Origin of the sequence: Pelistega sp. MC2, from assembly GCF_900099475.1 — a bacterium.
GTDB classification, from domain to species: Bacteria; Pseudomonadota; Gammaproteobacteria; order Burkholderiales; family Burkholderiaceae_B; genus Taylorella; species Taylorella indica.
On record NZ_LT628273.1, the window covers coordinates 18,072 to 43,209 of the forward strand.

Annotated in this window: 23 protein-coding genes and 1 pseudogene; 9 read left to right on the forward strand and 15 right to left on the reverse strand. The window is 37.3% G+C overall.

Going from position 1 to position 25,138, the window contains the following annotated elements:
- The first annotated feature begins 18 nt into the window (after positions 1 to 18).
- The 4 genes from BQ4443_RS00150 to BQ4443_RS00165 all read left to right on the forward strand — a co-directional run bounded on the left by BQ4443_RS00150 (position 19) and on the right by BQ4443_RS00165 (position 7,376).
- Positions 19 to 3,369 carry a helicase-related protein gene (locus tag BQ4443_RS00150; protein WP_071057712.1) on the forward strand — a complete coding sequence of 1,117 codons (3,351 nt, stop codon included), beginning with the start codon at positions 19 to 21 and terminating at the stop codon, positions 3,367 to 3,369.
- Positions 3,370 to 3,632: 263 nt separating this feature from the next.
- Entirely contained in the window at positions 3,633 to 4,991 is a 1,359-nt protein-coding gene (locus BQ4443_RS00155) for an FAD-binding oxidoreductase (RefSeq protein ID WP_071057713.1), read from the forward strand.
- Positions 4,992 to 5,044: 53 nt separating this feature from the next.
- Positions 5,045 to 6,433 carry an FAD-binding oxidoreductase gene (locus tag BQ4443_RS00160; protein WP_071057714.1) on the forward strand — a complete coding sequence of 463 codons (1,389 nt, stop codon included), beginning with the start codon at positions 5,045 to 5,047 and terminating at the stop codon, positions 6,431 to 6,433.
- Positions 6,434 to 6,455: 22 nt separating this feature from the next.
- The gene (locus BQ4443_RS00165; RefSeq protein ID WP_071057715.1) at positions 6,456 to 7,376 is read left to right on the forward strand and encodes an aldose epimerase family protein; all 921 of its coding nucleotides are present in this window, start codon (positions 6,456 to 6,458) and stop codon (positions 7,374 to 7,376) included.
- An 88-nt stretch (positions 7,377 to 7,464) separates the two neighbouring features.
- Here the strand turns inward: BQ4443_RS00165 and BQ4443_RS00170 are convergent, their stop codons facing one another.
- The 3 genes from BQ4443_RS00170 to BQ4443_RS00180 all read right to left on the reverse strand — a co-directional run bounded on the left by BQ4443_RS00170 (position 7,465) and on the right by BQ4443_RS00180 (position 10,618).
- Positions 7,465 to 8,970 (reverse strand): tripartite tricarboxylate transporter permease, encoded by a 1,506-nt coding sequence (locus BQ4443_RS00170; protein ID WP_023949219.1) that lies wholly within the window; start codon positions 8,968 to 8,970, stop codon positions 7,465 to 7,467.
- A complete protein-coding gene (locus BQ4443_RS00175; protein ID WP_023949221.1) occupies positions 8,970 to 9,521 on the reverse strand; it encodes a tripartite tricarboxylate transporter TctB family protein in 552 nt (183 codons plus the stop codon). The genes BQ4443_RS00170 and BQ4443_RS00175 overlap by 1 nt, the downstream gene beginning before the upstream one ends.
- Before the next feature lie 116 nt (positions 9,522 to 9,637).
- On the reverse strand, positions 9,638 to 10,618 hold the full coding sequence (locus BQ4443_RS00180; RefSeq protein ID WP_071057716.1) for a tripartite tricarboxylate transporter substrate binding protein BugE: 981 nt from the start codon (positions 10,616 to 10,618) through the stop codon (positions 9,638 to 9,640).
- Positions 10,619 to 10,831: 213 nt separating this feature from the next.
- On the opposite strand from BQ4443_RS00180, the gene BQ4443_RS12065 reads away from it, so the two are divergent.
- A complete protein-coding gene (locus BQ4443_RS12065) occupies positions 10,832 to 10,996 on the forward strand; it encodes a DUF3861 family protein (RefSeq protein ID WP_081710609.1) in 165 nt (54 codons plus the stop codon).
- A gap of 214 nt (positions 10,997 to 11,210) precedes the next feature.
- On the opposite strand, the pseudogene BQ4443_RS12500 reads toward BQ4443_RS12065, so the two are convergent.
- From BQ4443_RS12500 to cueR, 4 genes and pseudogenes are all read right to left on the reverse strand, one after another.
- A pseudogene (locus BQ4443_RS12500) lies at positions 11,211 to 11,516 on the reverse strand (pyridine nucleotide-disulfide oxidoreductase); the annotation flags it as partial.
- A 53-nt stretch (positions 11,517 to 11,569) separates the two neighbouring features.
- Entirely contained in the window at positions 11,570 to 12,025 is a 456-nt protein-coding gene (locus BQ4443_RS12505; RefSeq protein WP_218118009.1) for an FAD-dependent oxidoreductase, read from the reverse strand.
- Complete coding sequence (locus BQ4443_RS12510) at positions 11,998 to 12,543, reverse strand: FAD-dependent oxidoreductase (protein WP_218118010.1); 546 nt, start codon at positions 12,541 to 12,543, stop codon at positions 11,998 to 12,000. The genes BQ4443_RS12505 and BQ4443_RS12510 overlap by 28 nt, the downstream gene beginning before the upstream one ends.
- A gap of 65 nt (positions 12,544 to 12,608) precedes the next feature.
- Positions 12,609 to 13,037, reverse strand: a complete 429-nt coding sequence (gene cueR, locus BQ4443_RS00195; protein WP_023949231.1) for a Cu(I)-responsive transcriptional regulator — start codon at positions 13,035 to 13,037, stop codon at positions 12,609 to 12,611.
- A gap of 107 nt (positions 13,038 to 13,144) precedes the next feature.
- Here cueR and BQ4443_RS00200 point away from each other — a divergent pair, with 107 nt between their 5' ends.
- The 3 genes from BQ4443_RS00200 to BQ4443_RS00210 all read left to right on the forward strand — a co-directional run bounded on the left by BQ4443_RS00200 (position 13,145) and on the right by BQ4443_RS00210 (position 16,234).
- The gene (locus BQ4443_RS00200; protein WP_023949233.1) at positions 13,145 to 13,360 is read left to right on the forward strand and encodes a heavy-metal-associated domain-containing protein; all 216 of its coding nucleotides are present in this window, start codon (positions 13,145 to 13,147) and stop codon (positions 13,358 to 13,360) included.
- Between the two features lie 103 nt (positions 13,361 to 13,463).
- Positions 13,464 to 15,629 (forward strand): heavy metal translocating P-type ATPase, encoded by a 2,166-nt coding sequence (locus BQ4443_RS00205; RefSeq protein ID WP_218118005.1) that lies wholly within the window; start codon positions 13,464 to 13,466, stop codon positions 15,627 to 15,629.
- A 137-nt stretch (positions 15,630 to 15,766) separates the two neighbouring features.
- Positions 15,767 to 16,234 (forward strand): hypothetical protein, encoded by a 468-nt coding sequence (locus tag BQ4443_RS00210; protein WP_071057717.1) that lies wholly within the window; start codon positions 15,767 to 15,769, stop codon positions 16,232 to 16,234.
- Positions 16,235 to 16,237: 3 nt separating this feature from the next.
- Here the strand turns inward: BQ4443_RS00210 and BQ4443_RS00215 are convergent, their stop codons facing one another.
- The 8 genes from BQ4443_RS00215 to BQ4443_RS00245 form a co-directional block, all read right to left on the reverse strand.
- Positions 16,238 to 17,434 (reverse strand): YncE family protein, encoded by a 1,197-nt coding sequence (locus tag BQ4443_RS00215; protein WP_071057718.1) that lies wholly within the window; start codon positions 17,432 to 17,434, stop codon positions 16,238 to 16,240.
- A gap of 86 nt (positions 17,435 to 17,520) precedes the next feature.
- Complete coding sequence (locus BQ4443_RS00220; RefSeq protein ID WP_071057719.1) at positions 17,521 to 18,072, reverse strand: copper chaperone PCu(A)C; 552 nt, start codon at positions 18,070 to 18,072, stop codon at positions 17,521 to 17,523.
- 12 nt (positions 18,073 to 18,084) lie between these two features.
- The gene (locus BQ4443_RS00225; RefSeq protein WP_071057720.1) at positions 18,085 to 19,224 is read right to left on the reverse strand and encodes an SCO family protein; all 1,140 of its coding nucleotides are present in this window, start codon (positions 19,222 to 19,224) and stop codon (positions 18,085 to 18,087) included.
- A gap of 149 nt (positions 19,225 to 19,373) precedes the next feature.
- Complete coding sequence (gene nirK, locus BQ4443_RS00230; protein WP_023950938.1) at positions 19,374 to 20,516, reverse strand: copper-containing nitrite reductase; 1,143 nt, start codon at positions 20,514 to 20,516, stop codon at positions 19,374 to 19,376.
- 217 nt (positions 20,517 to 20,733) lie between these two features.
- The gene (locus BQ4443_RS00235; RefSeq protein WP_023950940.1) at positions 20,734 to 22,059 is read right to left on the reverse strand and encodes a Na+/H+ antiporter family protein; all 1,326 of its coding nucleotides are present in this window, start codon (positions 22,057 to 22,059) and stop codon (positions 20,734 to 20,736) included.
- 281 nt (positions 22,060 to 22,340) lie between these two features.
- Complete coding sequence (locus BQ4443_RS12370; protein ID WP_176752435.1) at positions 22,341 to 22,478, reverse strand: hypothetical protein; 138 nt, start codon at positions 22,476 to 22,478, stop codon at positions 22,341 to 22,343.
- A gap of 131 nt (positions 22,479 to 22,609) precedes the next feature.
- Entirely contained in the window at positions 22,610 to 23,266 is a 657-nt protein-coding gene (locus tag BQ4443_RS00240) for a membrane protein YczE (RefSeq protein WP_071057721.1), read from the reverse strand.
- A 16-nt stretch (positions 23,267 to 23,282) separates the two neighbouring features.
- Positions 23,283 to 23,894, reverse strand: a complete 612-nt coding sequence (locus BQ4443_RS00245; RefSeq protein WP_023950946.1) for a glutathione S-transferase family protein — start codon at positions 23,892 to 23,894, stop codon at positions 23,283 to 23,285.
- Between the two features lie 309 nt (positions 23,895 to 24,203).
- Here BQ4443_RS00245 and BQ4443_RS00250 point away from each other — a divergent pair, with 309 nt between their 5' ends.
- Entirely contained in the window at positions 24,204 to 24,992 is a 789-nt protein-coding gene (locus tag BQ4443_RS00250; protein ID WP_071057722.1) for a MetQ/NlpA family ABC transporter substrate-binding protein, read from the forward strand.
- The last annotated feature ends 146 nt before the right edge of the window (positions 24,993 to 25,138 follow it).

Below are 25,138 nucleotides of genomic sequence, written 5' to 3' on the forward strand. Positions count from 1 at the left end.
GGAAAGGAGGAGTTTAGAGTGTCTAAATTTATTACGAACAATGGAACTACTGTATCTGTAGCAGATAGGGTAAATACCTTAATTTCTATTAGTCATGAGTTAAAGTTTCTAGTAGGTTTTTTTTATTTTTCAGGTTGGTCAGAGATAGCAGAGAGTCTACGTCAGAATGAAGAGAGTTATCTTAAGATATTAGTGGGATTAGATACTTTTAACTATATGGGAACGGTAGTAGAGTATGGGCTAAATCATGAAGGAGCCTCTCAGAATGAGCAGTTTCATGCTTTTTTAAACTCTACTAAAATTGCATTAAATCAAGATACTTTGGACACTCAAGAATTTTATGAGCAGATTAAGTTTTTTGTTGCAATGATTGAGAATGGGCGTTTGGAAATTAGAAAAACAGAGAACCCTAATCATGCGAAATTGTATCTATTTCATTTAAAGGAATCACAAAAGCATCTTCAAGGTATAACAGGAGAGTTTATCACAGGTAGTAGCAATTTAACCAAGGCAGGTTTTTCAGGACAGCAAGAGTTTAATGTTGAAATTCGTGATTATGGGTATGAAACAGCAGAGAATTATTTCGATGACTTATGGGAATATGCATTACCCATCACAGATAATGCAGAGTATAAAAAGCAATTGATTGATTTAATTAATACGAATACATTAGTAGCAGATGTTTCTCCTTTTGAAGCCTATTGTTTAGTCTTAAAAACCTATTTGGATTTGTATGATCAGACGGATACTAATTTAAATTTAGGTGATTTATTAGAAAAATTAGGTTTTAAAAAATTCTCTTACCAATTGGATGCCGTACAACAAGCATTGAGAATTATTAATGAACATAATGGATGTATTATTGCTGATGTTGTAGGTTTAGGGAAGTCTATTATTTCTTCATTAATTGCTAAACAGCTGAATCAACGAGGTTTAATTATTTGCCCTCCAGGTCTTATGGGAAATCCTGGGTATAGAAATAGTGGTTGGTGGGAATATTTAGAAAGATTTGGTTTATATAATTGGCATGTCTTTAGTAGGGGAGCCTTAGATAAAATAGGTGAGCAAATTGAAGGTAAAGGCTATGAGATAGTAATCATTGATGAGGCACATTACTTCCGTAATGAAAATACACAAGATTATGAATATTTATCCTCTATATGTAGGGGCAAGAAAGTCATTTTGTTGACGGCAACACCATTTAATAATTCACCAGCAGATATTTTTGCATTATTAAAATTGTTTATTATCCCAGGAAAGTCTAGTTTATCGCTAGATGATGACTTGGAAAGTCAGTTCCGAAGTTTTGGATATACTTATGATCAACTTTCAACGATTTTAAAAGACTATCAATCTGATGATAATCGCAAGAAAGAAAAAGCAGAGAGAATTTATACACAAAGAATAGGATTATTACCTGTACAAATTAAAAGGGTACATGATGAGATTAAACAATTGTCAGAAAACATAAAACATTTGATTAGCCCTATTGTTATTCGCCGTAATCGTTTAGATCTTCAAGCGGATTATATTTATTCTAAAGAAATTGATGAGTTATCAAAGGTTAGAGACCCTGAAGAAGTATTTTATTATCTGACAGAGAGCCAAAATCATTTTTATGATGCAATATTATCGACTTATTTTGGTCCTAGAGGAATGTTTACAGGAGCTATCTATACACCATTTCTATACCAAGAAAAATTTGATTTGGATAAGTTGGATAAAGAAGAGAATATGAAATATCAAAACCAAACTAACTTGTTTGAATTTATGAGACGATTACTAGTTAAACGTTTTGAATCTTCTTTTGGTTCTTTCGAAAAATCAATAGAGCGTTTTTTAGAAGTGCATAGGATGGTACGACACTTTATTAGTAAGACAAGAAGATTTATTTTAGATAGAAAGTACTTAGAAAAATTTAAGGATGATAGTTTAGATGATATAGAAACCTTTTTTGAAAATTATATAGCAATAAATGCTGATAATGAAAAGGCAGAAGTTTATGTGATTGATGAGTTAGTAGAGAAAGACCGTTTTTTAGCGAATATTGATTCAGATATTCAAATGTTTGAAAACATTCAGAGACAACTGAAGGAGTTAGATTTAACTGCTAATGATCCTAAGCAAGAGGCTATCATTGAAAAGGTACGTGAATTACTAGAACAAGAGCCTGCTAGAAAGATAATTATTTTTTCTGAATATGTTGATACTGTTCAATATTTGGAGATAGGCTTTAAAAAAAACTTTGGCGATAAGGTGCTAATTTGTGATGGTAAGATGACAAATGATTTAGGGAAATGGCTTAATACTGACTTCAATGCACAGTTTCAGGGTGAAAAGACTAATCAATTTCAAATATTAATTACTTCAGATAAATTAGCCGAAGGATTCAATTTGAATCGGGCAGGTGTAGTTATTAATTATGATATTCCTTGGAACCCTACAAAAGTTATTCAGAGATTAGGTCGCATTAATCGAATTGGAGCTAAAGTATTTGATGAACTTTATTTATTCAATTTTTTTCCTTCATTAAAAGGCTCTAGTGTTGTTCGGTCTAAGGAAATTGCTGGGAAAAAAATGTTTTTAATTCATAATGCTCTTGGTGAGGATACTAAAATTTTTACTGAGGATGAAAAACCTACTGCTTCAAATTTTGTAGACCGTATTAATGCTCGTCCTGAAGAGGAAGGAGAAATTAGTATTGGTACAAAAATTCGAAACTTATATCGTGATATAACTCAACAGCACCCTGATATTATAAAAAAAATAGAACAATACCCAACAAGAATAAAAACGGCGAAAAGTTATGATAGTTATAGTTTGAATATTTTAAGAAAAAAAGGGGATAATATTTTCGCACAAATAATTACAAAACAGCAAGATAAAACAGTGGTGGAAGATGTGCCTATAGAATTATTCTTACATAATCTAGAGTGTTCATTAGAAGAGCCCAAGGTCAAATTTTCTATGAATTTTTGGGGGTTATATGAGGAAATTAAAGAAGGAAAAATAAAATTTCGAAATAATAAAGGGGCATCTGATATTTCTAGTGAAGAAAAGGCGTTGGATGTCATAAGTATTTTTAGAAAAAAACTACTAGAGGTGCGTCCTGACTTAGTACCCTTTGCTGATACGCTGAAAATAGACATTCGAGAATATAAAACTTTGCCTAAATATAGTTTAAAGCAAATAGCTAAAGTGGGAAATAAACTTGACGATAAGAAGTTTTATCTCTATATTGAGGAGTTAGAAAGATTACAAAAACTGCTTGGTTCTAATTATTTAAATGATCTTCAGAGAAAAGTGGGAAATCGATCTAAGGAAGTAATCATTGCCGTTGAGAATGTAAAACAAGGAGTAATTTTATAGTTAGGTTGCCCTTTAAAATCTACATATTCACCGAGAGTTGTTTTTTATAGTATTACATCCCTATAAAGAAAATTTTAGAGTAAAATGGGTTACTTCCTAAGTAAGCAAATAATAAGGGGGATTTTTTTTCTCTCTTATTTTTAACTGATATGGATATTTTGGATACGAAGGAGTCCAAACGATGAAAAGTGAATAAATATCATGCTTATCCAAAAGGTTTACAATAAAATCTTTTTATCGCTTCTTAAAATACTCATCGCCTAATGGAATCAACACTGTTCACTCAACTTGGTATTGCTTATATCACTGATCTTCATCAATTACAAAAATACGCCACAGATAGTAGTGGTTACCCCATGGCGTTGCCACAAATCGTGCTTCGTCCTTGTTCGACAGAGGAAGTGGTAAAGTGTATTAAAGCGTGTATAGAACGGCAGCAGTCATATACCATTCAAGGAGGGTTGACAGGCTTAGCAGGTGGTGCACGTCCTGATGAGGGTGATGTAGTTATCTCGCTTGAACTAATGAATAAAATAGAAGAAATCGATACTATTGGTGGTACGGCAATTGTTCAAGCAGGGGTCATATTAGAAGATATCCAAAATAGTGTGCAAGAGCATGGATGGTATTTTCCTTTGGACTTGGGGGCTCGAGGATCTTGCCAGATAGGTGGTAATATTTCTACAAATGCGGGTGGTAATAAGGTTTTTCGTTATGGTACCACTAGAGAGTTAGTGCTGGGATTAGAGGTTGTTTTACCAGATGGTACAGTTTTAAATATGCTTAATAGAGTGATTAAAAATAATACTGGTTTAGACTTAAAGCATTTATTTATAGGTACAGAAGGTCGTTATGGTATTGTGACTAGGGCTTGTTTACGATTATTCCCCAAACCAGAGGCACGTTTTAGTGCGTTAACAGCGCTAAACTCATTTAATGATGTCACTTTATTATTAAAAGAAGCAAGAGGGAAAGTGGCAGAGTTATCTAGCTTTGAAGTGATGTGGGATAATTATTTACTTAAAGCATCGCAAAGTATTAATAAACCAGCCCCATTCAATGGACAATACCCAATTTATGTGTTGCTTGAAGTAGAAGGTGGCAAAGAGGGGTTGGAAGAAAAATTTAATCACTTTTTAGAACAACAATTAGAAAGTGGTTTAGTCGCTGATGTGATTATTCCACAAAGTGAAGAGCAAGTAAAAGCTATCTGGAAAATAAGAGATGCGAGTGGTGAAACAATGGCAAAAATTAGTCCTGCCGTAGCATTTGATATAGGCATTCCGTTAAAAGGTATGCAAGCATTTATTGATGAAACGATTAATGCACTAGAAGAGCAGTATCCTACCGCAGTAAACTTGTTATTCGGGCATCTGGGAGATGGTAATCTTCACTTAATGACTGGTTGCTTGACACCAGAACAGCTAATACCAGTAGAGGAATTGGTGTATACATTGACTGGTAAATATAATGGTAGTGTGACAGCAGAGCATGGCATTGGTCGGATTAAAAAGCCTTTCTTATCAGTGAGTCGAAGTGAGGAACAAATTAAGGTAATGCAAGATATCCGTAAACTATTTAATGCCAATGATTTACAAAATAGAGCAAGAGTAATAGACTAGGGTCTTATATTTATATTTAAAATATTTTAAGAATAAAATAAATAGGAAGTGGTATGAAAAGAGTAATGAGTGTTGAGGCGAAAAAAGCATTTGAGGCTCAATTTGGTCAGCAATTTATAGTCAGCGAAGCTGTACGTGAGCATCATGCTAGAGATGAGTCTGCTTATGATAAGTTTTTGCCTGATGCGGTAGTGTTTGCACATAATACAGACGATGTGATTGCCGCAGTGAATATCTGTAGAGAATATAATCTGCCGCTAATTCCTTATGGTGCAGGGACTTCTATTGAAGGACATATTCTTCCTATTCATGGAGGTATCAGTTTAGACTTAAGTGAAATGAATAAGGTCTTATCAGTAGATGACCAGGATTTCACCGTCACGGTACAACCTGGTGTATTGCGTATGCAATTGAATGAAGAAATTAAGCAGACAGGGTTATACTTTCCAATTGATCCAGGGGCAAATGCCTCAATAGGGGGAATGGTCAGTACGCGTGCATCAGGAACAACAGCGGTTAAATATGGTACGATGCGAGAAAATGTTTTGTCACTTACAGTAGTGACAGCTGATGGTAAATTACTCAAAACGAGTAGTAGAGCAGCTAAATCGTCTGCAGGCTATGATTTAACACGATTATTTATTGGCAGCGAAGGGACATTAGGTATTGTTGTTGAAATTACGTTAAAGGTTTATCCAATCCCAGAAGAAATTATCGCTGCGATTTGCTCTTTTCCAACCTTAGAGGATGCAGTTAATTGTACGGTGATGGTAAAGCAAAGTGGTACAACTATTGGGCGAGTAGAGTTTTTGGACAGTCATGCGATTAAAGCGGTAAACGCCTATAGTCATTTAAGTTTAAAAGAACAGCCTACCTTATTTTTTGAGTTTCATGGCTCTGCTACAGGTATTCAGGAGCAAATAGAATTAATTAAAGAATTTGTTCATGAAAACAATGGTTCTGATTTTGACTGGGCGAGTAAGACAGAGGATCGTAATCGATTATGGACAGCAAGACATAATGCTTATTTTGCTAGTTTACAGTTACGTCCTAACTCTCGCAGTATCACGACAGATGTTTGTGTGCCTATTTCCAAATTGGCTGAGTGCGTATCTGAAACAGCAAAAGATTTAGAGACAATCAGCTTTCCATGGACTATGCTAGGTCATGTGGGGGATGGTAATTTCCATGTATTGATGATGATTGATCCAAATAGTGATAGCGAACGTGAGGCGGCTGAACGCTTGAATCATCGCTTAGTTCAACGTGCGATTGCTCTAGATGGAACCTGTACAGGTGAGCATGGTATTGGCATACATAAGATGGATTTTCTAAAAGAAGAACTTGGCGAGGATATGATAGAGATGATGCGTCGAGTTAAACATGCGTTTGATCCTCAAAATATTTTGAATCCCGGTAAAGTATTTAGCTGGGAGGCGTGAGTATTTTTGCGTATAGCTTGCCATGAATCAACGGAACATTATTAGTTTAGCTTATGCTAATCAGGAGTTGGATATTGTTCCTTCTCTTGGAGCGGCGATAGCACGTTATCAAGTCATTCACCAAGGAAAAGCCTATGATTTTTTGAGAAGAGCATCGAAAGGTGCGATTGATCAAGGAGTGATTAGTGAAATGGCAAGCTTTTTAATGGCTCCTTGGGCTGGACGAATACAAAATGGAACCTTTAATTATCAAGGTAAAGACATCCATTATCCAAGCAGTATCCCTAATTTTCCACACAGTATGCATGGATTCACCAGAGATAAAGCGTGGCATATTGTAGAGCAAACGGCACAGATGGCATTGCTAGCGTTTAATCATAGCGAGAATCACGATTGGCCCTTTAGTTTTGAGTTATTTCAACGCGTTGAATTAACGTATACTGGCGTTACTATTAGTGTAACAGTACAAAATATAGGTGATACAGATATGCCTTTTAGTCTAGGTCACCATCCATTTTTCCCATGTAATGAACATACCTTAATTAAAACAAATGTTCAACGAGCTTGGTATAGTGATGATGAGCTAATGCCAATAGTCTTAAACACACATCCCGCCTGTCAGAAACTAGCACAAGGACTGTATGTTCAAGAGCAGGGTTTTGATACGATTTTTACTGATTGGGATAAAAAAGTTGAGATTTATTGGTTAGATGAACGACGCTATTTACGTTATTACGTTACGGAACCAATGGGTTTCTTTGTACTGTATAACCCTCCTGGTGAAAAATGGTTCTGTGCAGAGCCGTTTGGTAATATTACCAATAGCTTTAATTTGCGAGAAAAATATCCCCGAGAAATCATTGGCGGGATGGATATCAAAGCAGGAGAAAAGATAGGGACTAGATTTGAATTGGTGCCGGGGTTTGAATTACAAGCCCCTTAGGCGGTAGTAAATTATCCTACTGTTTAAGGGGCTTAAATTTTCATGCACAATGAATAGTTAGTAAATAAAATTATTGTGAATGATGAGGTTACTCTTCGACAAATGTCTCTTCACGTTTTTTGCGAATTGACGGTAGTGTCACTAAAATAATCAGACCTACTGCCAACAATAATAAGCTAGCAGATAATGGACGAGTAATGAATGTAGTGAAATCTCCACGAGAGAATAATAGTGCACGACGGAAGTTTTCTTCCATCATAGGACCTAATACTACACCTAAAAGTAAAGGAGCTCCTTCACATTTTAGTTTTGTCCAGATATAACCAATCACGCCAAATAATGCCATGACAAAAATATCAAAGACATTATAGTTCAATGAGTAAACCCCGATTGAGCAGAATAATAAAATGGCAGGGAAGAGGATACGATAAGGTACTTTTAGTAATTTAACCCATAGACCCACTAATGGAAGGTTTAAGATAACTAACATCAAGTTACCTACCCACATAGAAACTACTAATCCCCAGAATAAATCTGGATGGGAATTCATTACTTGAGGGCCTGGCTGAATATTGTGAATAGTCATTGCTCCAACCATTAATGCCATTACTGCATTACCAGGAATACCTAAGGTCAATAATGGGATAAACGAGGTTTGAGCGGCTGCATTATTAGCTGACTCTGGGCCTGCAAGACCTGCAGGGTGACCTTTACCAAAACGTTTTGGTTCGCGAGATAGCTTTTTCTCTAATGTATAAGAAGCAAATGAAGAAAGTACAGCACCACCTCCAGGGAGAATACCTAGTGCTGATCCTAATAGGGTGCCACGCACAGAAGCAGGAGCCGCCTCTTTGAATTCTTGTTTATTTGGATACAGAGAACCAAGTTTGTCGGTAATATCTACGCGATTTTCTTTTTGAGCGAGGTTATTCATAATCTCTGCTAAACCAAAAACCCCCATAGCGATAACAGCAAAATCTACACCGTCTTGTAATTCGGCAATACCAAAGTCATAACGAGCAATGCCTGAGTCAACATCAGTACCAACCATACCGATTAGAAGGCCTAGTACAATCATGCACAGTGCTTTAGGTAAAGAACCCGATGCAAGCACCACAGCACCTACCAAACCAGTAACCATTAAAGAAAAATATTCTGCTGGGCCGAATTTAAACGCAATAGAGGCTAGTGGTGGTGCAAACGCTGCTAAAAGAATTGTTGCAACACACCCAGCAAAGAATGAGCCTAGTGCAGCAATAGAAAGTGCGGCACCAGCACGCCCATTTTTAGCCATCTGATGTCCGTCCAGAACAGTCACAACCGCAGACGTCTCTCCAGGTAAGGCAACTAGAATAGCGGTTGTTGAACCACCATATTGAGAACCATAGTAAATACCTGCCAACATAATAAGGCCTGCGACAGGAGGAAGTACATAGGTTAAAGGTAATAACATTGCAATAGTAGGAACAGGTCCAATACCGGGTAATACACCAATTAGCGTACCTAATAAGCAACCAAGGAAAGCGTACATTAGATTTTCTGGGGTAACAGCAACAGAAAACCCAAGGGCTAAGTTATTTAATAAATCAAACATTAGTTAGCTCCCTTTACCTTTTTATAAAAAATAACACATCCAACCACGATAGCAATAGGAATAATGATTTGTGCATCAGTACTCCACTCTGACCATGGTGCAGGTAAAGTAGGGAATACTAAACCTAAACCTTTAACAAACACTAACCATGCAAAGAAAATAAGAAATATTGCGTTGGCAATTGCGATTTTCCAACTAAACTCATGGCTAGCTAAACTACTGAAAATGACAAGAATAGCCACGGAAATATACATACCTAGATAGTTTAGCGTATAGCCAAATAAGACAATAGAGCCTATTACTAGCAGGAGAATATCCCAGTCAAAATGGCTAACCTCATGTTCTTCATTATACTCACCTCGTAGCGAAGATAGGGTAACAAAAGCCCCTAAAATAGCGAGTAAACAGCCTAGTAAAAAAGGGAAATAGCCTGGTCCCATACGAACCGAGCTACCCATATCATAATTTTGTTCTGCAATGAGGGCAAAAGCTGAGCCTAGCCCAATGAACATAAGACCAGACCAAAAGTCTTGTTGATTTTTGATAAGCATAATACTTCCTGCTTGTTAAGAGTGGATATGATTCTAATAAGTCTTATGACTTATTAAAGCATTAAAACCTAGAACCATTTTATTGGTCTAGGTTTTAAATTGCCTACTAAACTTAATTATTTAAGTTCAATTTTACCTTTTGCGACAACTTCTTTTGCCCAGTCATATTGTTGCTTAATTTCTTTAGTAAATTCTTCTGGGGTATTGCCAGATGCGAAAGCACCTTGTTTCATAAGGGATTCTTTTACACCTGCATCTTGTAATGCTTTGGCAGCTGCTTTGTGTAGTGTGGCTACTATGTCAGCAGGTGTACCTGCAGGAGCAAGTAAACCATACCATACTGGGCTATTAAGTTGTTCATACCCTAATTCTTTTAGAGTTGGCACTTCTGGTAAGTCTTTTAGACGCTCAGGCCAAGCAACGGCTAAAGGGTTTAAGTTCTTAGCTTGGACTTGTGGTAAAGATGATGGTAAGTTATCAAATAATAACTCAATATGACCACCAACAGCATCAGCTACTGCAGGACCTGAACCTTTGTATGGTACGTGGATAATATCTGTACCTGTCGCTTGGCGGAATGCTTCACCAAATAAGTGTAATACGCCACATTGTCCAGATGAACCGTAAGTGTATTTACCAGGGTTAGCTTTGATTTCTTTTAAGAAACCAGCAAAATCCTTAGCAGGAAATTTTGTTGGGTTTGAAGAGATAATGTTTGGTACATTGACAAAGTTAGTAACTGGTGTAAAGTCTTTGAAAGGATCATAACCTAAGCCAGTTGGTTTACATGCTGGATTAACGGCTAAAGTAGAAACTGTAGCAATAGATAAGGTATAGCCGTCAGGTTTTGCACGAGCTGCCTCTTGTGCACCAATAGCACCACCAGCGCCGCCTTTGTTGTCAACTACGATAGATTGACCAAGGATTTCACTCATTTTGCTTGTTACGATACGAGTAACAATATCAGTAGAGCCACCAGGAGCAAAAGGTACGATCACACGAATAGCGTGATCAGGGTAGGCAGCATAAGCACTACTCATAGCACCAACAAAAGAAAGGGCAGCAATAGTAGCTACTTTAATAAAAGACTTTTTCATAAAATTTATTCTCCGATAATACTGGGAAGAAAAGAGATAACTAAACTGTACAAAAAATAAAAAAATTTGAATATCCGTATAAACGCTAATAGTAGTAAGATTGTAAAATTAATGAGAATTATTTTTATTTAATAGGAAAAGAAAAATGAAGCAACATTTATTTCGTATTACCGTAGAACATTTACAAGATAAAGAAGGGAATGCTGTTAGGCCTTGCCTTTAATTTTTAATGCCCCTAATCATGATAACTTATTTGATATTGTGGATAAAGTGAAAAATTTGGAGTCATTTACCCCTGAAATGGCAGCACGCTTTGCGATTGGATTAAAGCTGATGGGAGAGGTAATGTTAGAAAATAGAGACATGGTATTTTTTTAAAGAAATACAGCCTCATTTTATGTAAATTATGGCTATTGTTAAGGATAAGTAGGCGTATAAAGTATAAACATGTGAGAAGATGACTTGTTTGCTAAAAACAATAAATGACTATATCTCCTACTTATGGACAATAAGTTAGCCAATAAAAAAAGAAGAGCCACTGGTAGCTCTTCTTTTTGCTGAGCGATATTCAGATTAAAAATTAAATAAATCATTAAAAATTTTCTGCCATACTTAGATGGCTGAAAATTTGGTTTTTGAGTTGTGTATAAGGAATATTACAATCCATGGCTAATTTGATGAGGTTAATTAATTCATTTGCCTCGGCACCAAAGAGCGTAGCCCCTAAAATTAAATGGCTGGTTGCATCAACAACGACTTTATAAACGCCTCGTAAATCGTTATTAACATGGGCTTTAGGCATTGTTGCCATGGGTAAAGATTTTGTTTTTACAGCAAGTCTTTGTTGTTCTGCCTGAGTAGCGTCTAGACCAATACGGCTAAGTGGTGGAACAATAAATAAGGTATTAGGAAAGGTTTTACGTGTTTTTAAAGAATAATCTTTATTACCATTTAAATAGTTAAGACAATTCTAAAGTCATCTAAGGAAATATACGTAAACTGTGGACCACCATTGACATCACCTACAGCAAAAACATTAGGAACAGTTGTTTCACAATACTCATTTACTTGGATAGCACCTTTTTCAGTTAGTTTAATATCCGTAGCCTCTAGATTTAGAGATGAAACGTTAGGTTTACGTCCTGTGGCATAAAGAACAGCATCAAAAGAATAATCTTGAGAATTATCAGTAATCACTACTGTCTCACCCTCATTACGCACTTGGGTAAGATTGGCATTAAAGACAAAATTGATATTTTTAGCTTGTAGATACTCTTGTGCAAGTGTAGCAATGTCTTGCTCTTCTCTAGGTAACAAACGTTTGCCTGCATCAAATACAGTGACTTCTGTGCCTAGTGTGGCAAAAAGACTCGCAAATTCTAAGCCGATATTTCCGCCACCAATGATTCCAAGTTTTTAGGTAATGTGGGTAAGAATTGAATGCCTGTGCTGTCGAATACATTCTTACTTTCTGCTAATCCTTTGATAGGTAGAACAACGGACCCAGCACCTGTATTGATAATAATTGTCTCTGCGGTAAGCTGAGAGGTGCCTTGCTCTGTCTTAACCTCAATCTCTTTATTCGCGATGAATTTTGCTGATCCTGTAATGACTTCTACATTAGCACCAACCATCGTATCATAGTTTTTCTTGCGCAAGCGAGTGGTGATAGCTGTCTTGTCTGCCATCGAAGCATCAAAGAGTTTGCCCTTGTCTGCAGCAGTAATGAGTGTTTTGCTTGGTATGCAGCCGATATTGATACAAGTATCGCCATACATTTGAGGGCTTTGCTCTATTAAGGCGACTTTTTTGCCTTGGGTTGCCATTTTTGCAGCTAGGGTTTTACCTGCTTTACCAAAGCCAATAATAATTAAATCATGGGTAGATATAGTTTCTCCCTTTAAGATGAGTATGAAGTAAGTTATCTTTGTTTTTCATTGTACGCTTAAAAACAGCGATGATGAGAGGATATAAAAAAGAATGTTTCAGATTATTTAGATGATGTATGGCAAGACCTTGTCTCCTGTTGCGTTTCTCCCAATCCGTCCAGAATAGGGCATTCACTGCTATTATCACCATGGCAAGAGTTATGCCATTTCTTTAGTCGTGCGAGCATATTTTGTAAGTGCTCTATCTGATCTTCCAATGTATGAATATGCTTAGCAGTTAATTCTTTTACTTCTTTACTACTACGGTGCGGATTATCTTGTAGTGCTAAAAGCTCAGCGATTTGTTGTAACGAGAAGCCTACTAGTCTAGCTTGATGAATAAAATGTAAGCGATTTAAATCCTGTGCATTATAGCGACGATATCCATTGTCAGCGCGTGAGCTTGGAGTGAGTAGACCATATTTTTCATAGTCTCTAATCTGTTTAGAGGACAATCCAGTTTGTTGAGAGGCTTCGCTAATATTTAACATAAGCATAACTTTATAAAAAATTTTAAAATAGACTTTACCTTAACCTTAGGTTAAGGTTTATAGTGTAAAACATACAGCAAGGAAAGCTGTGATTTTAGGAGAACAAAATGAAAACTGTTGTTTTAAAAGTAGATGGTATGACTTGTGGTGGTTGTGTGAAAAGTGTCACTCGTGTATTAGAGGGACAAAAAGGCGTTAGCAACGTAGAGGTGAGTTTAGAAAAAGCTAACGCAACCGTAGAATTCGATGAAACAGTGATTGATGCTGATGAGCTAGCTGATGCTGTTGAAGATGCTGGATATGACGCACAAGTTCAATCTTAATAAATCATTGCTTAGTAGTAAAAAGCCTATGGTCTATCTACTCAACTATTACCGTAGATAGACTATAGAGCAAGCAAGGGTCATGAATAATCAATAGAGGTGAATGGTGCAAGAGAAAATAAGCGTTGATGTTGAAGGTATGACGTGCCAAGCTTGTGCAACGCGTATTGAAAAAGTATTGAATAAGAAAGACTTTATTCAAGAAGCGGGTGTTAATTTTGCGAGTGAAGAGGCTCAAATTACATTTGATAATACGAAAGCGTCACCAAATGATATTCTAAACCTTATTAAAAAAACTGGCTATAAGGCATCTCTTAAAAAACCAGAAGAACAGCCTAAAATCCATGAGTCAAGGATAAGTTGGCGATTATGGTTATTACTTGCCATTAATATTCCTTTTTGGATTGGTATGGTAGGTATGATGGTGGGCAAACATGAATGGATGATGCCCAGCATATGGCAATTTGTGTTAGCGAGTATTGTGCAATTATGGTTAGCTATCCCATTTTATAAGAGCGCTTGGGCTTCTATAAAAGGAGGTCTAGCCAATATGGATGTCTTAGTGACGATAGGCACTGTGGCTATCTATGCCTATTCTGTTTATATGTTGTTCTTTAGCCCACATCGACAACATGAGGGAATGGTGCACGTTTATTTTGAAGCCAGTGTCATGGTCATTGGCTTTGTGAGCCTAGGTAAATTTTTAGAAGATAGAGCAAAAAAAAATAGCTTAAATAGCTTAGGACTATTATTAAAATTAACCCCACAGCAAGTGAGTGTCCAACGTCATCAGCAATGGGTCACTACACCGATTGATCAGGTAGTTATTGGCGATATACTCCGTGCAAATCATGGTGAAAGAATTGCCGCTGATGGTATTGTACAAAGTGGTGAGGGTTGGGCAGACGAAAGCCATTTAACAGGTGAATCTAATCCTGAACAAAAGATGGTTGGTAGTAAGGTATTAGCAGGCTCTGTTATGAGTGAGGGCAGCATCATCTATCAAGCGGAGCAACTGGGTAGTAAAACACTACTTGGCGATATGATGCAAGCCTTATCCGAAGCACAAGGTAGTAAAGCACCAATAGCGCGTATTGCAGATAAAGTCTCTGGTATTTTTGTCCCTGTCGTGGTAGGAATTGCTATCTTAACCTTTGTGATTACCTGGGGTGTGAAAGCTGATTGGGTGACAGCATTAATGAATGCCGTAGCCGTATTAGTGATTGCATGTCCGTGTGCCTTAGGTTTGGCGACACCTGCGGCAATTATGGTGGGTATGGGTAAAGCCGTTAAACAGGGTATTTGGTTTAAAGATGCTACCGTGATGGAAGAGGCCGCACATGTTAATGCAGTGGTTTTAGATAAAACAGGAACATTAACTGAAGGTAAGCCAAAAGTGGCTGCCATTTGGCGCTTACCAGATAGTACAGTGACAGAAGATGATTTGTTACGAATAGTGGCAGCAGTTGAGCAGAATGCAACGCATCCTTTAGCAAAAGCGATTGTGGATTTGGCTACCGAGAAAAATCTTTCTATATTAGCCACTCATGAGGCAAAAACTATTGTTGGTGAGGGAATTGTAGCGACTGTAGAAGGGGGGGGTGAGGTAAAAGTAGGTAAACCATCTTTTACACAAGTAGTCTTGCCAGCTGACTTACCACGCGTATGGCAAATTGCTAGTGTGGTTACTGTGGCTATTAACGGAAAACCAGTAGGTGCCTTTGCTATGGCGGATAGTCTTAAAGAAGATACTGCCAAAGCCATTAAACGTTTACAAGAGAATGCTATTGATGTCTATGTGATGAGTGGTGATCATCAACAAGTTGTCGAATATATTGCACATGAGCTAGGTATTCAACATGCAATGGGGAATATGAGTCCACGTGATAAAGCTACACAAATTCAGCAATTGAAAGCTAATGGTAAAATTGTGGCAATGGTGGGAGACGGTGTCAATGATGCGCCTGCTCTGGCCGCAGCAAACGTAAGTTTTGCAATGAAAGGTGGGGCTGATGTTGCCGAGCATACAGCTAGTGCGACATTGATGCAAAAATCTGTTAATCAAATGGTGGATGCTTTATTAATCTCTAGAGCAACGTTGAAGAATATTAAACAGAATTTGTTCTTTGCCTTTATTTATAATGTGTTAGGGATTCCATTAGCAGCATTGGGCTTTTTAAATCCTATTATAGCGGGTGCAGCAATGGCGATGAGCTCAGTTTCCGTTTTAGGAAACGCTTTAAGGTTAAAAGGTATTAAGATTAAATGATTTTTACCATAATCTTATAAAGGGAGTTAGTAGACTATGAAACTATTTGGCTTTACTAGTAGAGTATCCTCAAGTGATTCAACTATATCAGCTAGCGAAAAAAGATAGCTTTAGTAGAAAAATTTAGAGGACGTTAAATGAGTAAAGCCAATACCTTAATGAATTTATTAAATAGCTTATCGCCAGATCAGCAACAATTTTTGGCATTACCTGTTGGTAATCACCCGCTGTATCCTAAGCAAACAGACTACTTTAAGGATATGCAGGCGAAAATGACAATGGGTAATGCCTATTTTGAATCGGATATTCCAATTGCTTTTATAGGAGAGTATTTAGCAGATTCAGTAAATCCGTATATTAAGAAAAGAGGATTTCTTATTACGGATAAGCATATTTTTATTCAAAGCAAACAATTACCAAGTTCTTTTGTTTTTCAATTGGATAAAACAGTGAGTCCACAGCTTGTTGTGCAAATGGTCTGGGAGGCATTTGAACAAAGTGTTTATCCTGAAATGCCAAAGGAAGAGCTGATAGCGATTCAGAACATATTTTCACGTGTTATCACGCTTGTGCTACCAGCTATTCAAGCCAAAATGGCAGGGTAAACATTAATAGCAAATGCTATTATTGCTGCCCATACGCAATTTTCCACCCATAACGACTCCTCGGATAGGCATCGGATCAAGCATTTCTTTACTACGAATATCAAAACGTAATACTTGAGGAGGTCCTTCATCTACTGTCATAAGCAGGGTCTTGCTGTCGCCCGTTACCCACATATCTACCACTTCATAAGGGAAACGATAGATTTTTTTATCTTCAGGATTATCAAATGATTGGAATAATAGACCTTTATCTCCGCCAAGTATCCATGTACTTTCTAACCAACCAGTACGGAATATTCTAGGAGAAAAGTCTACGTTAAAACGCATTGGTTTTTCATCACCCGCATTGAAATCAAATATGGCTACGCTACCTGATACATCAGCGAAAAGTACACGCTTAGAATAGGCATCAATATAAGGCATATTGAGAGGGCGATAGGTGGTACCTACTTGATACATAGGTCCAGTAGTAAGTAACTTATCGTTTTGTGGAAAATAGACTAAACCCTCAGAACCATCTAAGGTTGTAAATGCCACCATAAAATCCTCTGGACTTGATACTCCCGTATCTAAGCCAGAAGAGGTTTTAATTCGACCGGTAAAATCAATCGTATCCCAAGGTTTTTCAATAGGATCATATCCATATTTACGGTAAATTTTTGGTTTTTCCTTATCGAGTACCCAGAAAGATTGGCTAAACGAGCTAAATAATAAGGTGTAGTAGGCGTAAAGAACGGTTTGACGTTTTGAGGAATCAAATTTTTCAGGAAATATTTTGACTTCCCCTGTTTCATAATTCACTATACCTACCTGGTCGCGTAGTCCTACCGCTAATAGCTTAGATTGAGGCACAAAAAAAACTTGATAAAGAGGCGAGGGTAAAGGAACAATTTTTGTCTCGCGATTGCGTAAATTATAAAGATATAAGTCAGATACCTCGGGATTACCTAAGGCTAACATTGCATCATCACGAGCCATCTCCATAACTTGTGGTTTGATATTAAAGTTTAATAGCTCAATAGCCTCACCAGTCATAATATCAAAAACTGTAATATAGTATGTTGTTTTATCCGCAATAAATAAATAACGCGTAGGATCATAAAGTGTTTTAGCTTCTGTGGCGGCAAATACTGGAGAAGTAGATAACGATAGCGATAAACCCGTTGCTGCGGATAAGTTTAAAAAATCACGTCGTTTCATAACACACCTTTAAGAAGAATACGGATAAAAAAGCAACGGCAGTTGAGCCGTTGCTCATACATGACTTATATTGGACTCAGGCTAAATTAATGTTTATGACCTTTATGTGAATGGTCGTGTTTATGACCATGATGATTTTGTTTGTGCATCATATCATCGCCACTGCCTAGTGCTTTGGCTTCCTCTATTACCGTAGCAACAGATTTTACTTCTGCTTGGCAAGTAGCTGAAGAACCATCACTAAATTTAAAAATCATTTCGTGTTTTTCGCCAATTTTCGGAAGTTTGTCATCAGGAATTTGCATTAACATCACATGATCACCACCTTTTTTGAAATAGCGATCACCTTTTTCAAGTTTTGCATTGGTCAGAGGGATCATTGTCATGACATTGTCTTTCATTTGCATTGAATGAATTTCAACGTTAGGCGTAATGCTTGGGATTGATGCAGACACAATATCAACTGGCTCACCATTATTGATAAACTTCACAAATGCTCCAGTCATATGTTTACCAGGTAAAACTTCTTGAATAGCACAATTTTCTAAGGTAATGCTGGATGTTGGTGCTTTAGTTTCTGCAACTGCAGACGCACTTAAACCAATAAGTAAACTAGTTAGGATGATAGTATTTTTCATAATGTATTCACCTCATTTTGTTTGAATAATGCACTGAGCATATGCTTTTAATGACTCAGTCTCTTCAATAATGCCATTTTTAATAGCAATTTGTTTACCTTGTATGAAAAGTGCATTGAAAGGTAATCCTTTGCCTCCAAGTTGTCTTAATAAGCTCAATCCTTTAACAGAATAATTATTAAGTGCAGATAATTTTTGATCAGCAAAAAGTTTGTTAATATCTTCTTCTTTATCACCTAAATTAATTGTATATAAAGGCATGTTCTTTTCTGTGCTTGCAAAATTATTAAGTATAGGTAATTCAATTCTACATGGGGCACACCACAAAGCCCATAAATTAACTAAAGCTACAGGTGCATCTTTGGCTTGAGGATAAACATCTTTTAGCAATATATCTTGTTTATGCTCCGTAAACCCCTTTGGTAATTCACATGCTTGCTGCTGATTTAAGGTGGTATCAGTATGAGTATTTTCTACGTTACTAGCTGTTGCTGTCGTGGCAGGTGTGCTCGTTGCCACTGCCTTTTCTTCCTTGGGTAAGCTCGTATCAGCAGAAGAGACCATAGCTTTTTTTTCTGGAGATGAATTATCACTCAGTGCCTTATCTAGTGCCTCTGTTAATCCTTTATCTCCAATTTGATAGTCATATACATCAACTAACTCATGATTTGGGTTAATGAGATAGATCAAAGCACTATGATAAACGGTATAAGAAGTGCCTTTTGTGGGGATATCAACTTTTTTGCCATTGAGACGATAACCGAAAGTGGCACCTAGCTGTTTAGCTAAATCCTTGATATTTTCCATTTTTCCAGTTAAACCAACGATTCGCTCATCAAAATAGCTTGTATAGGCATGCATAGATTCTGCTGTATCATTAACAGGATCAATGGAAACAAAAATTGGGACGATTTTCTCAGGGTGCTTGATGGCTTTCATCGCTAAGCCATATTCGTATAAGGTAGTAGGGCAGATGTCAGGGCAAGAGGTATACCCAACGGCTAGCAAGAGATATTTACCAGGGTAGCTTTCTTGAGTGACTTTGCCGTGAATATCTTCGAGGTCAAAAGTAATTTGTTTTGCATAAGAAAGGTTACTTATCGCTATTAAGGAAATCACAAAACAGAAGCGAGTAATCAAACGTAGAAACATGCCAGACCTCTTTCCTTTTTATTGACTCAATTATGAATACTTTACGCAAATATGCATGATTGAATTAATATTTTTGTACTACTACTGGTCAAATGAATGTTTTCATAAGACCAGTAGTGTTAGTTATTACTTAATGTATAACCAGTAAATTATTTTTTCTCTTCAACTTTGTGAGGAGCTACTGTTTGTTCCATTAAGTCATTGTTCCATTTACCATCAACTTTAATTTGAGCTAATGCACCAAGGTTCACAGCTTCAATTAGGTTGTGTGATAAGTAAACATATGTACCAGGTTGTTTGAAGGTATACATTGCTGCACCTGCTGAACCAGCTGCAATTACCCAAGATTCTAGGTCTTGTGCAGGAGCATCAGCTAAGTTACCACGTTCCCAAACATATTCACCGTGACCACCAATTAAGTGAGGGTAAGATTGACGGTTAGCTTGAGAGTGATAAATCATTAAAGTTTCACCGACTTTAGAAGTAGGTGCATTGTCACCGGTGTAAGCACCTTTACGCTCACCAAACACGATATGTGTTGGAATTAGGCCGTCCATGACTTTCTTGTCATCAGCAAAAGAGAGTGATGGGCTAGAATAACGTTTGTAGGCACCTTTCTCATCTTTTGGAATATAGAAGTCTTGTTCGCCAATATAGATGGCTTTGTCATAAGTAAGTTTGTTACCGTTTTTGTCTTTTAGACCGTCTTTAGGAATTACAACAATAGCACCGTTCATACCATGAACAACGTGCCATGGAATCATTGCGCCACCAGGAGCACAATGGTAAATATGTACGCCAGGTTTGATAGCTTTCCAACGAACAACTACTTCTTCACCAGGAGCTACGTGAGTTAATTCACCAGCACCTAATGCACCAGTAGAGGCGTGGAAGTCAATGTTATGTACTAATTGGTTTTTAGATAGGTTTTTAAGTTTTAACTCAACATAATCACCTTCGTGAACAACAACTAGTGGACCAGGAACAGATCCATTAAATGTAAATGCCCACATAAATACGCCAGGCTCAACCTCAATTTCCTTTTCTTCGATGAACATTTCAATTTCAACGATACGTGGAGCTGCAGGGTGATCTAATGTATGCTCAGGAACATTAGGTGGAGCAACTAATGTTTGTTTGACGCGCTCTAATTTTTGAACGCTATCTGGTGCTTTAATGACTTCGTAGCCAGGTAAGCCACCAGTAGTTGATTTGACTTGAGATTCTGCTTGCGCAGTTGTAGCAGCGACAAGTGCTGTGAATAATGCTGTAGCAATAAATTTCTTGCTCATTTAATTTCTCCTCTACTAACACAATTGTCAGTGCCGTTAGTGTAAACGAAGATAGGTAAAAAGCAGTTGATAAAAGTCAATAACCCGAGTTTTTTTGTGGGTTATTTATAAAAAAATTGTAACAGCATAGAAAGGATGATAAAAAAATGCTTGTACTGATAAGGTTGTCCTGAAAGTACAAGCATTATGAAATTTATAACTAAATGTAAAATAGTATTTATAAAACCATGGCAGCAATCCAACCAGACACCATTAATGGCAAGTTGTAATGTAAGAAAGTCGGAATAACAGTATCACGAATATGGTCATGTTGACCATCAACATTTAGACCAGAGGTTGGACCTAAGGTGGAGTCAGAAGCAGGCGATCCCGCATCACCTAACGCACCAGCCGCACCAATAATAGCAACAGTTGCTTCAGGGGAGAAGCCCATAGCTGTACAGAGAGGAACATAAATAGCCGCAATAATAGGGAGCGTTGAGAAGGAGCTACCAATACCCATCGTAACTAATAAACCTACAAATAACATTGCAAATGCAGCCATGCCTTTACTATTGCCAAATAATGCAGCAGAGGCTTCTACTAGTGGTTGAATTTGTTTGGTTTCTTTCATTACTTCCGCAAAACCTTGTGCTGCAATCATAATGAAGCCAATCATAGCCATCATCTTAATGCCGTCATTGAAAACATTATCAGCCTCTTTCCAACGAACAACACCTAATGCCATAAATACAGCAAACCCAAACATTGCGCCTAAAAGCATAGAGTCAGTCCACACCTGTACTACAAATGAGACAACAATAGCAATTAATGCAACAATACTGCGATAATGACTAGGCTCAGGTTGGCTAGCTAACTGAGCATTTTTCATATCTGTCTCTGTGGATTGGTATTGACGATGCTTTCGGTAACTAATAAAGATAGCGATTAATAAGCCAGCCACCATGCCAAGAGCAGGAATAGTCATGGTTTGGAAAACATTAATATTACTAACATCAAGACCTGCTTTCGAAATATTGCCTAGTAGAATTTGTTTTAAGAAAATTTCACCAAAGCCGAAAGGTAACCACATATATGTAGTCACTAGACCGAAAGTCATGATGCAGGCGAGCAGACGACGATCGATTTGAATGCGATTGAACACAAGGAGTAATGGTGGAATGACTAATGGAATGAATGCGATATGAATCGGGATAAGATTTTGACTCATAATACTCATTGCCAGGATCGCGAGTAACAGACTCCATTTGATGTAGCTACTAGAACCAGATGATTGATTAATCTTTTGGATGACTCCATTTGCTAAGGTGCGTGGTAGACCAGAGTGAGCAATCGCGACAGCGAAAGCCCCTAGCAATGCATAGGAAAGAGCAATTTGTGCTCCATTAGAAAGACCTGTTTGGAAAGCTTTCATTGTGGTGGCCATATCAAGCCCACCAAGTAGCCCCCCTGCAATTGCGCCAAGAATTAAACTCAATACCACATGGACACGAGCTACCGATAACACAAGCATCACCAAGACGGCGACAACAACGGCGTTCATTGTTACTCCTTTAAGATTGTAATAAACTGAAACGAATTTTAGTGTAGCATAAGCCTTCCGAAAGATGATGGAGTCAAGACGAGTTTTTGCTTGGGGGTTTTGATTTCAGATAATTTTGTCGTGTTGAACAGACATTTTCAAAAGCATAAACAGGTTTGCTAATTGGGAAAATAAGAGAGGGAAGAATGTAAGAAAAAATCCCTATGTTGTAAACTGACTTGATAAAATTTGGAAGTTTGGTAATAGGGATTTATAGAAGGGAAATAATTGCTGATGGGGAATTAACCACCGCAACCACCACAACAACCACTTTCAGAGGCTTTTTCCTTTACTTCTTTTGTTTCTTGAGTATTGTTGTCTTTTTGACGTTTTACTTGTTCAGCTTGTAAATTTTCTTTGGGCGTATTTTCTTGACTCATTTAGATCTCCACTAGAGAATAAATATGAATTATCAAGTATCGATAATTTACTTTCTATTCTAATGGCTAATCGCTTATTTCAATAGAAAACCCAGTATCCTTTTGTGGGTAAACAAAAAATAATTATTGCATCAATGTGTTGTGCGTGAGGTATAGTTTTTTGCTAGAAAATTTAACGTGTTTTGTAAAACCCATCCAACACCTAATGCAAAACAGAGAGTCCCTAAACCAACTACGCCGCCTAATAGCCAGCCAATAAAGCAAACTGTTCCTTCGATAAGAGAGCGAATTAACCCTATTTTCCATCCTGTTGCTTGATACAACCCAACCATCAATCCATCACGAGGGCCTGAGCCCATATGGCATGTTAAGTAAAAACCAGAGGAAATACCAATAAATAAAATACCACTAATGGTAAGAAGTATTCGTAGGGTCAGATTATTCGGCGCGGGAAGGAGGTATGTTGTTAGACCTAAACCAATGGCGATTAAGGCAATATTTAATATAGTCCCTAAGCCCGGTTTTTGATGGAAAGGAATCCATGTCAACATAACCGCCACACTAATAAAGAAAGAGACAATTCCTACGTTTTTATCAAGCTTGAAAGCAATGCCTTGAGCAAGAACTGTCCAAGGGGTGGAGCCTAAAGATGATAGCACTAATAAACCTTCTCCAATACCAAAAATTAGTAAGGATATACATAGCACCATAATTGGTTTTGGTCCTGCTTTCCAAAGAGAATTTGAAGACCATGTTGTTAATGGTAGTGTGTGTTTGCGAGTGCTCATAAATTTGTTTGTTGTTCTATTGCAGACCTAACCACGCACGAATTGCAGCATGATTATGGATTAGTTGAATGTATTGTTGTGCGGGAAGAGACATCATAGAGACCAAATCATAATTAATCAATCGTAGTACAACAGGAGTGTAATACGCGTCTGCAGCGGTAAAGGTATTGCCCGCTAAAAATGGCCCCTTAAAATGAAGAAGTCCTTGTTGCCATAATTCGTCTAAGCGTGATAATTCTTTTTTGAGTAAGGAATCAGGGATTATGCTTTTCACAAAAACAGGAGAAAAATTACATTGTTGGCGCAATTGTTGGAACCCAGCGTGCATCTCCGTGCATGCTGAATAGGCATAGGCTCGTGCTACTTTGTCTGTTGGAAAAATGGCAGGGTAGTCTTCTGCTAGATAAAGTACGATAGCTAATGAGTCCCATATAAGTGTATCACCGTCCAACAGAACGGGTACTTGAGAGGTGGGTGAAAAAGTTTTCCATAGTGCTTTTTGAGTGGTATTATCTTCTAGATAGGGATGCTCTATTTCCTCAAAAGGAATGTCTAGTGCCTTCATGAGCACCCAAGGTCGCATAGACCAAGAAGAGATTTTTTTATCACCGATATGTAGTTTTAGCATGGGAATTGTGCTCCAACATCTTTATGTGCTAGTTGCAATTATCATAAGTTAATGTGTTATCAGTGTACAGGGAGTTATAACTCTGTACCACAATTGCAACATATAAGAAAGAAGGCTTTTATAGTTGAGTTAGCGATTTATTTTTTTGACGTAGATAAAAAGATAGTCTGAAATATCAAAAAAATGCATATAAAGAACTAAAAAAATTCATATAAATTTGTGGTGATATTTATATTCCCAAATAATATTTAGAAAAGGAGTAATATTTTTGTAAGCTATAAACAATAAATTTTTTTATGGAAGTATGTAATGAATAAGAAAAAAATAGTAAGTGCTCTAGCATTAGCATTGGCGTTTAGCTATACCGCCCAAGCTGGGGAAAAGTTAAGTGTGGCAGCAACACCAGTACCTGCAGCAGAAGTTCTTGAGTTTATGAAACCTGCTTTGGCGAAAGATGGTGTTGATTTAGAGATTCATGTATTTACGGACTATATTCAGCCAAACCAGCAAGTAGCAGATAAACAAGTGATGATGAATTGTTTCCAACATAAACCTCACTTGGATGCATTTAATGAGAGAACGGGTGCAAATTTGCAACCTGTAGGTTATATCTATGTGCCACCATTAGGGGCTTATTCTCGTAAAGTGAAATCAATTGCTGAGTTGCCAGAGGGCGCAACGGTGGCAATTCCTAATGACACAACCAATAGTACACGTGCTTTATTGCTATTAGAGAAAGGTGGCTTGATTAAACTGAAAGATCCAACAGATTTGCATGCTACGTCACGAGATATTGTAGAAAATCCTAAGAAACTTAAATTTAAAGAATTAGAGGCCGCAACGTTGCCTCGCGTAGTGGATGATGTAGATTTGGCAGTTGTGAATACGAACTATGCGCTAGAAGCCAATTTAAATCCGAAAAAAGACTCTATTCTATTAGAGGACGCTAAATCGCCTTATGCTAATTTATGTGCGGCTCCTGTAGAATACAAAGATAGTGAGTTAGTGAAAAAGTTGATGAAAGCATGGCATAGTCCTGAAACAGTTAAATTTATTCAGGAAAAATATAAAGGAACCGTTATTCCTGTCGATTTGTAATTAGTTAACTCTTTTTAGTCGTGTCCTTAAGGCCACAGTAATTTGTTACTGGGGTCTTTTTTAATAGAGGGTAGTAAGTTTTTATTGTATACTTGAGATGTATTGGGTTGTTTAAATATAAGAAGATGTATATTTTATATGTCAAT

Bases quoted from the DNA above. Each gene is read 5' to 3' on its own strand.
- BQ4443_RS00200 (WP_023949233.1), top strand. From the start codon at position 13,145: ATGAAAACTGTTGTTTTAAAAGTAGATGGTATGACTTGTGGTGGTTGT.
- BQ4443_RS00205 (WP_218118005.1), top strand. From the start codon at position 13,464: ATGGTGCAAGAGAAAATAAGCGTTGATGTTGAAGGTATGACGTGCCAA.
- BQ4443_RS00170 (WP_023949219.1), bottom strand. From the start codon at position 8,970: ATGTTTGATTTATTAAATAACTTAGCCCTTGGGTTTTCTGTTGCTGTT.
- nirK (WP_023950938.1), bottom strand. From the start codon at position 20,516: ATGAGCAAGAAATTTATTGCTACAGCATTATTCACAGCACTTGTCGCT.
- BQ4443_RS00220 (WP_071057719.1), bottom strand. From the start codon at position 18,072: ATGAAAAATACTATCATCCTAACTAGTTTACTTATTGGTTTAAGTGCG.
- BQ4443_RS00210 (WP_071057717.1), top strand. From the start codon at position 15,767: ATGAGTAAAGCCAATACCTTAATGAATTTATTAAATAGCTTATCGCCA.
- BQ4443_RS00240 (WP_071057721.1), bottom strand. From the start codon at position 23,266: ATGAGCACTCGCAAACACACACTACCATTAACAACATGGTCTTCAAAT.
- cueR (WP_023949231.1), bottom strand. From the start codon at position 13,037: ATGTTAAATATTAGCGAAGCCTCTCAACAAACTGGATTGTCCTCTAAA.
- BQ4443_RS00155 (WP_071057713.1), top strand. From the start codon at position 3,633: ATGGAATCAACACTGTTCACTCAACTTGGTATTGCTTATATCACTGAT.
- BQ4443_RS12370 (WP_176752435.1), bottom strand. From the start codon at position 22,478: ATGAGTCAAGAAAATACGCCCAAAGAAAATTTACAAGCTGAACAAGTA.
- BQ4443_RS00235 (WP_023950940.1), bottom strand. From the start codon at position 22,059: ATGAACGCCGTTGTTGTCGCCGTCTTGGTGATGCTTGTGTTATCGGTA.
- BQ4443_RS00245 (WP_023950946.1), bottom strand. From the start codon at position 23,894: ATGCTAAAACTACATATCGGTGATAAAAAAATCTCTTCTTGGTCTATG.
- BQ4443_RS00215 (WP_071057718.1), bottom strand. From the start codon at position 17,434: ATGAAACGACGTGATTTTTTAAACTTATCCGCAGCAACGGGTTTATCG.
- BQ4443_RS00175 (WP_023949221.1), bottom strand. From the start codon at position 9,521: ATGCTTATCAAAAATCAACAAGACTTTTGGTCTGGTCTTATGTTCATT.
- BQ4443_RS00160 (WP_071057714.1), top strand. From the start codon at position 5,045: ATGAAAAGAGTAATGAGTGTTGAGGCGAAAAAAGCATTTGAGGCTCAA.
- BQ4443_RS00165 (WP_071057715.1), top strand. From the start codon at position 6,456: ATGAATCAACGGAACATTATTAGTTTAGCTTATGCTAATCAGGAGTTG.
- BQ4443_RS00225 (WP_071057720.1), bottom strand. From the start codon at position 19,224: ATGTTTCTACGTTTGATTACTCGCTTCTGTTTTGTGATTTCCTTAATA.
- BQ4443_RS00180 (WP_071057716.1), bottom strand. From the start codon at position 10,618: ATGAAAAAGTCTTTTATTAAAGTAGCTACTATTGCTGCCCTTTCTTTT.
- BQ4443_RS00250 (WP_071057722.1), top strand. From the start codon at position 24,204: ATGAATAAGAAAAAAATAGTAAGTGCTCTAGCATTAGCATTGGCGTTT.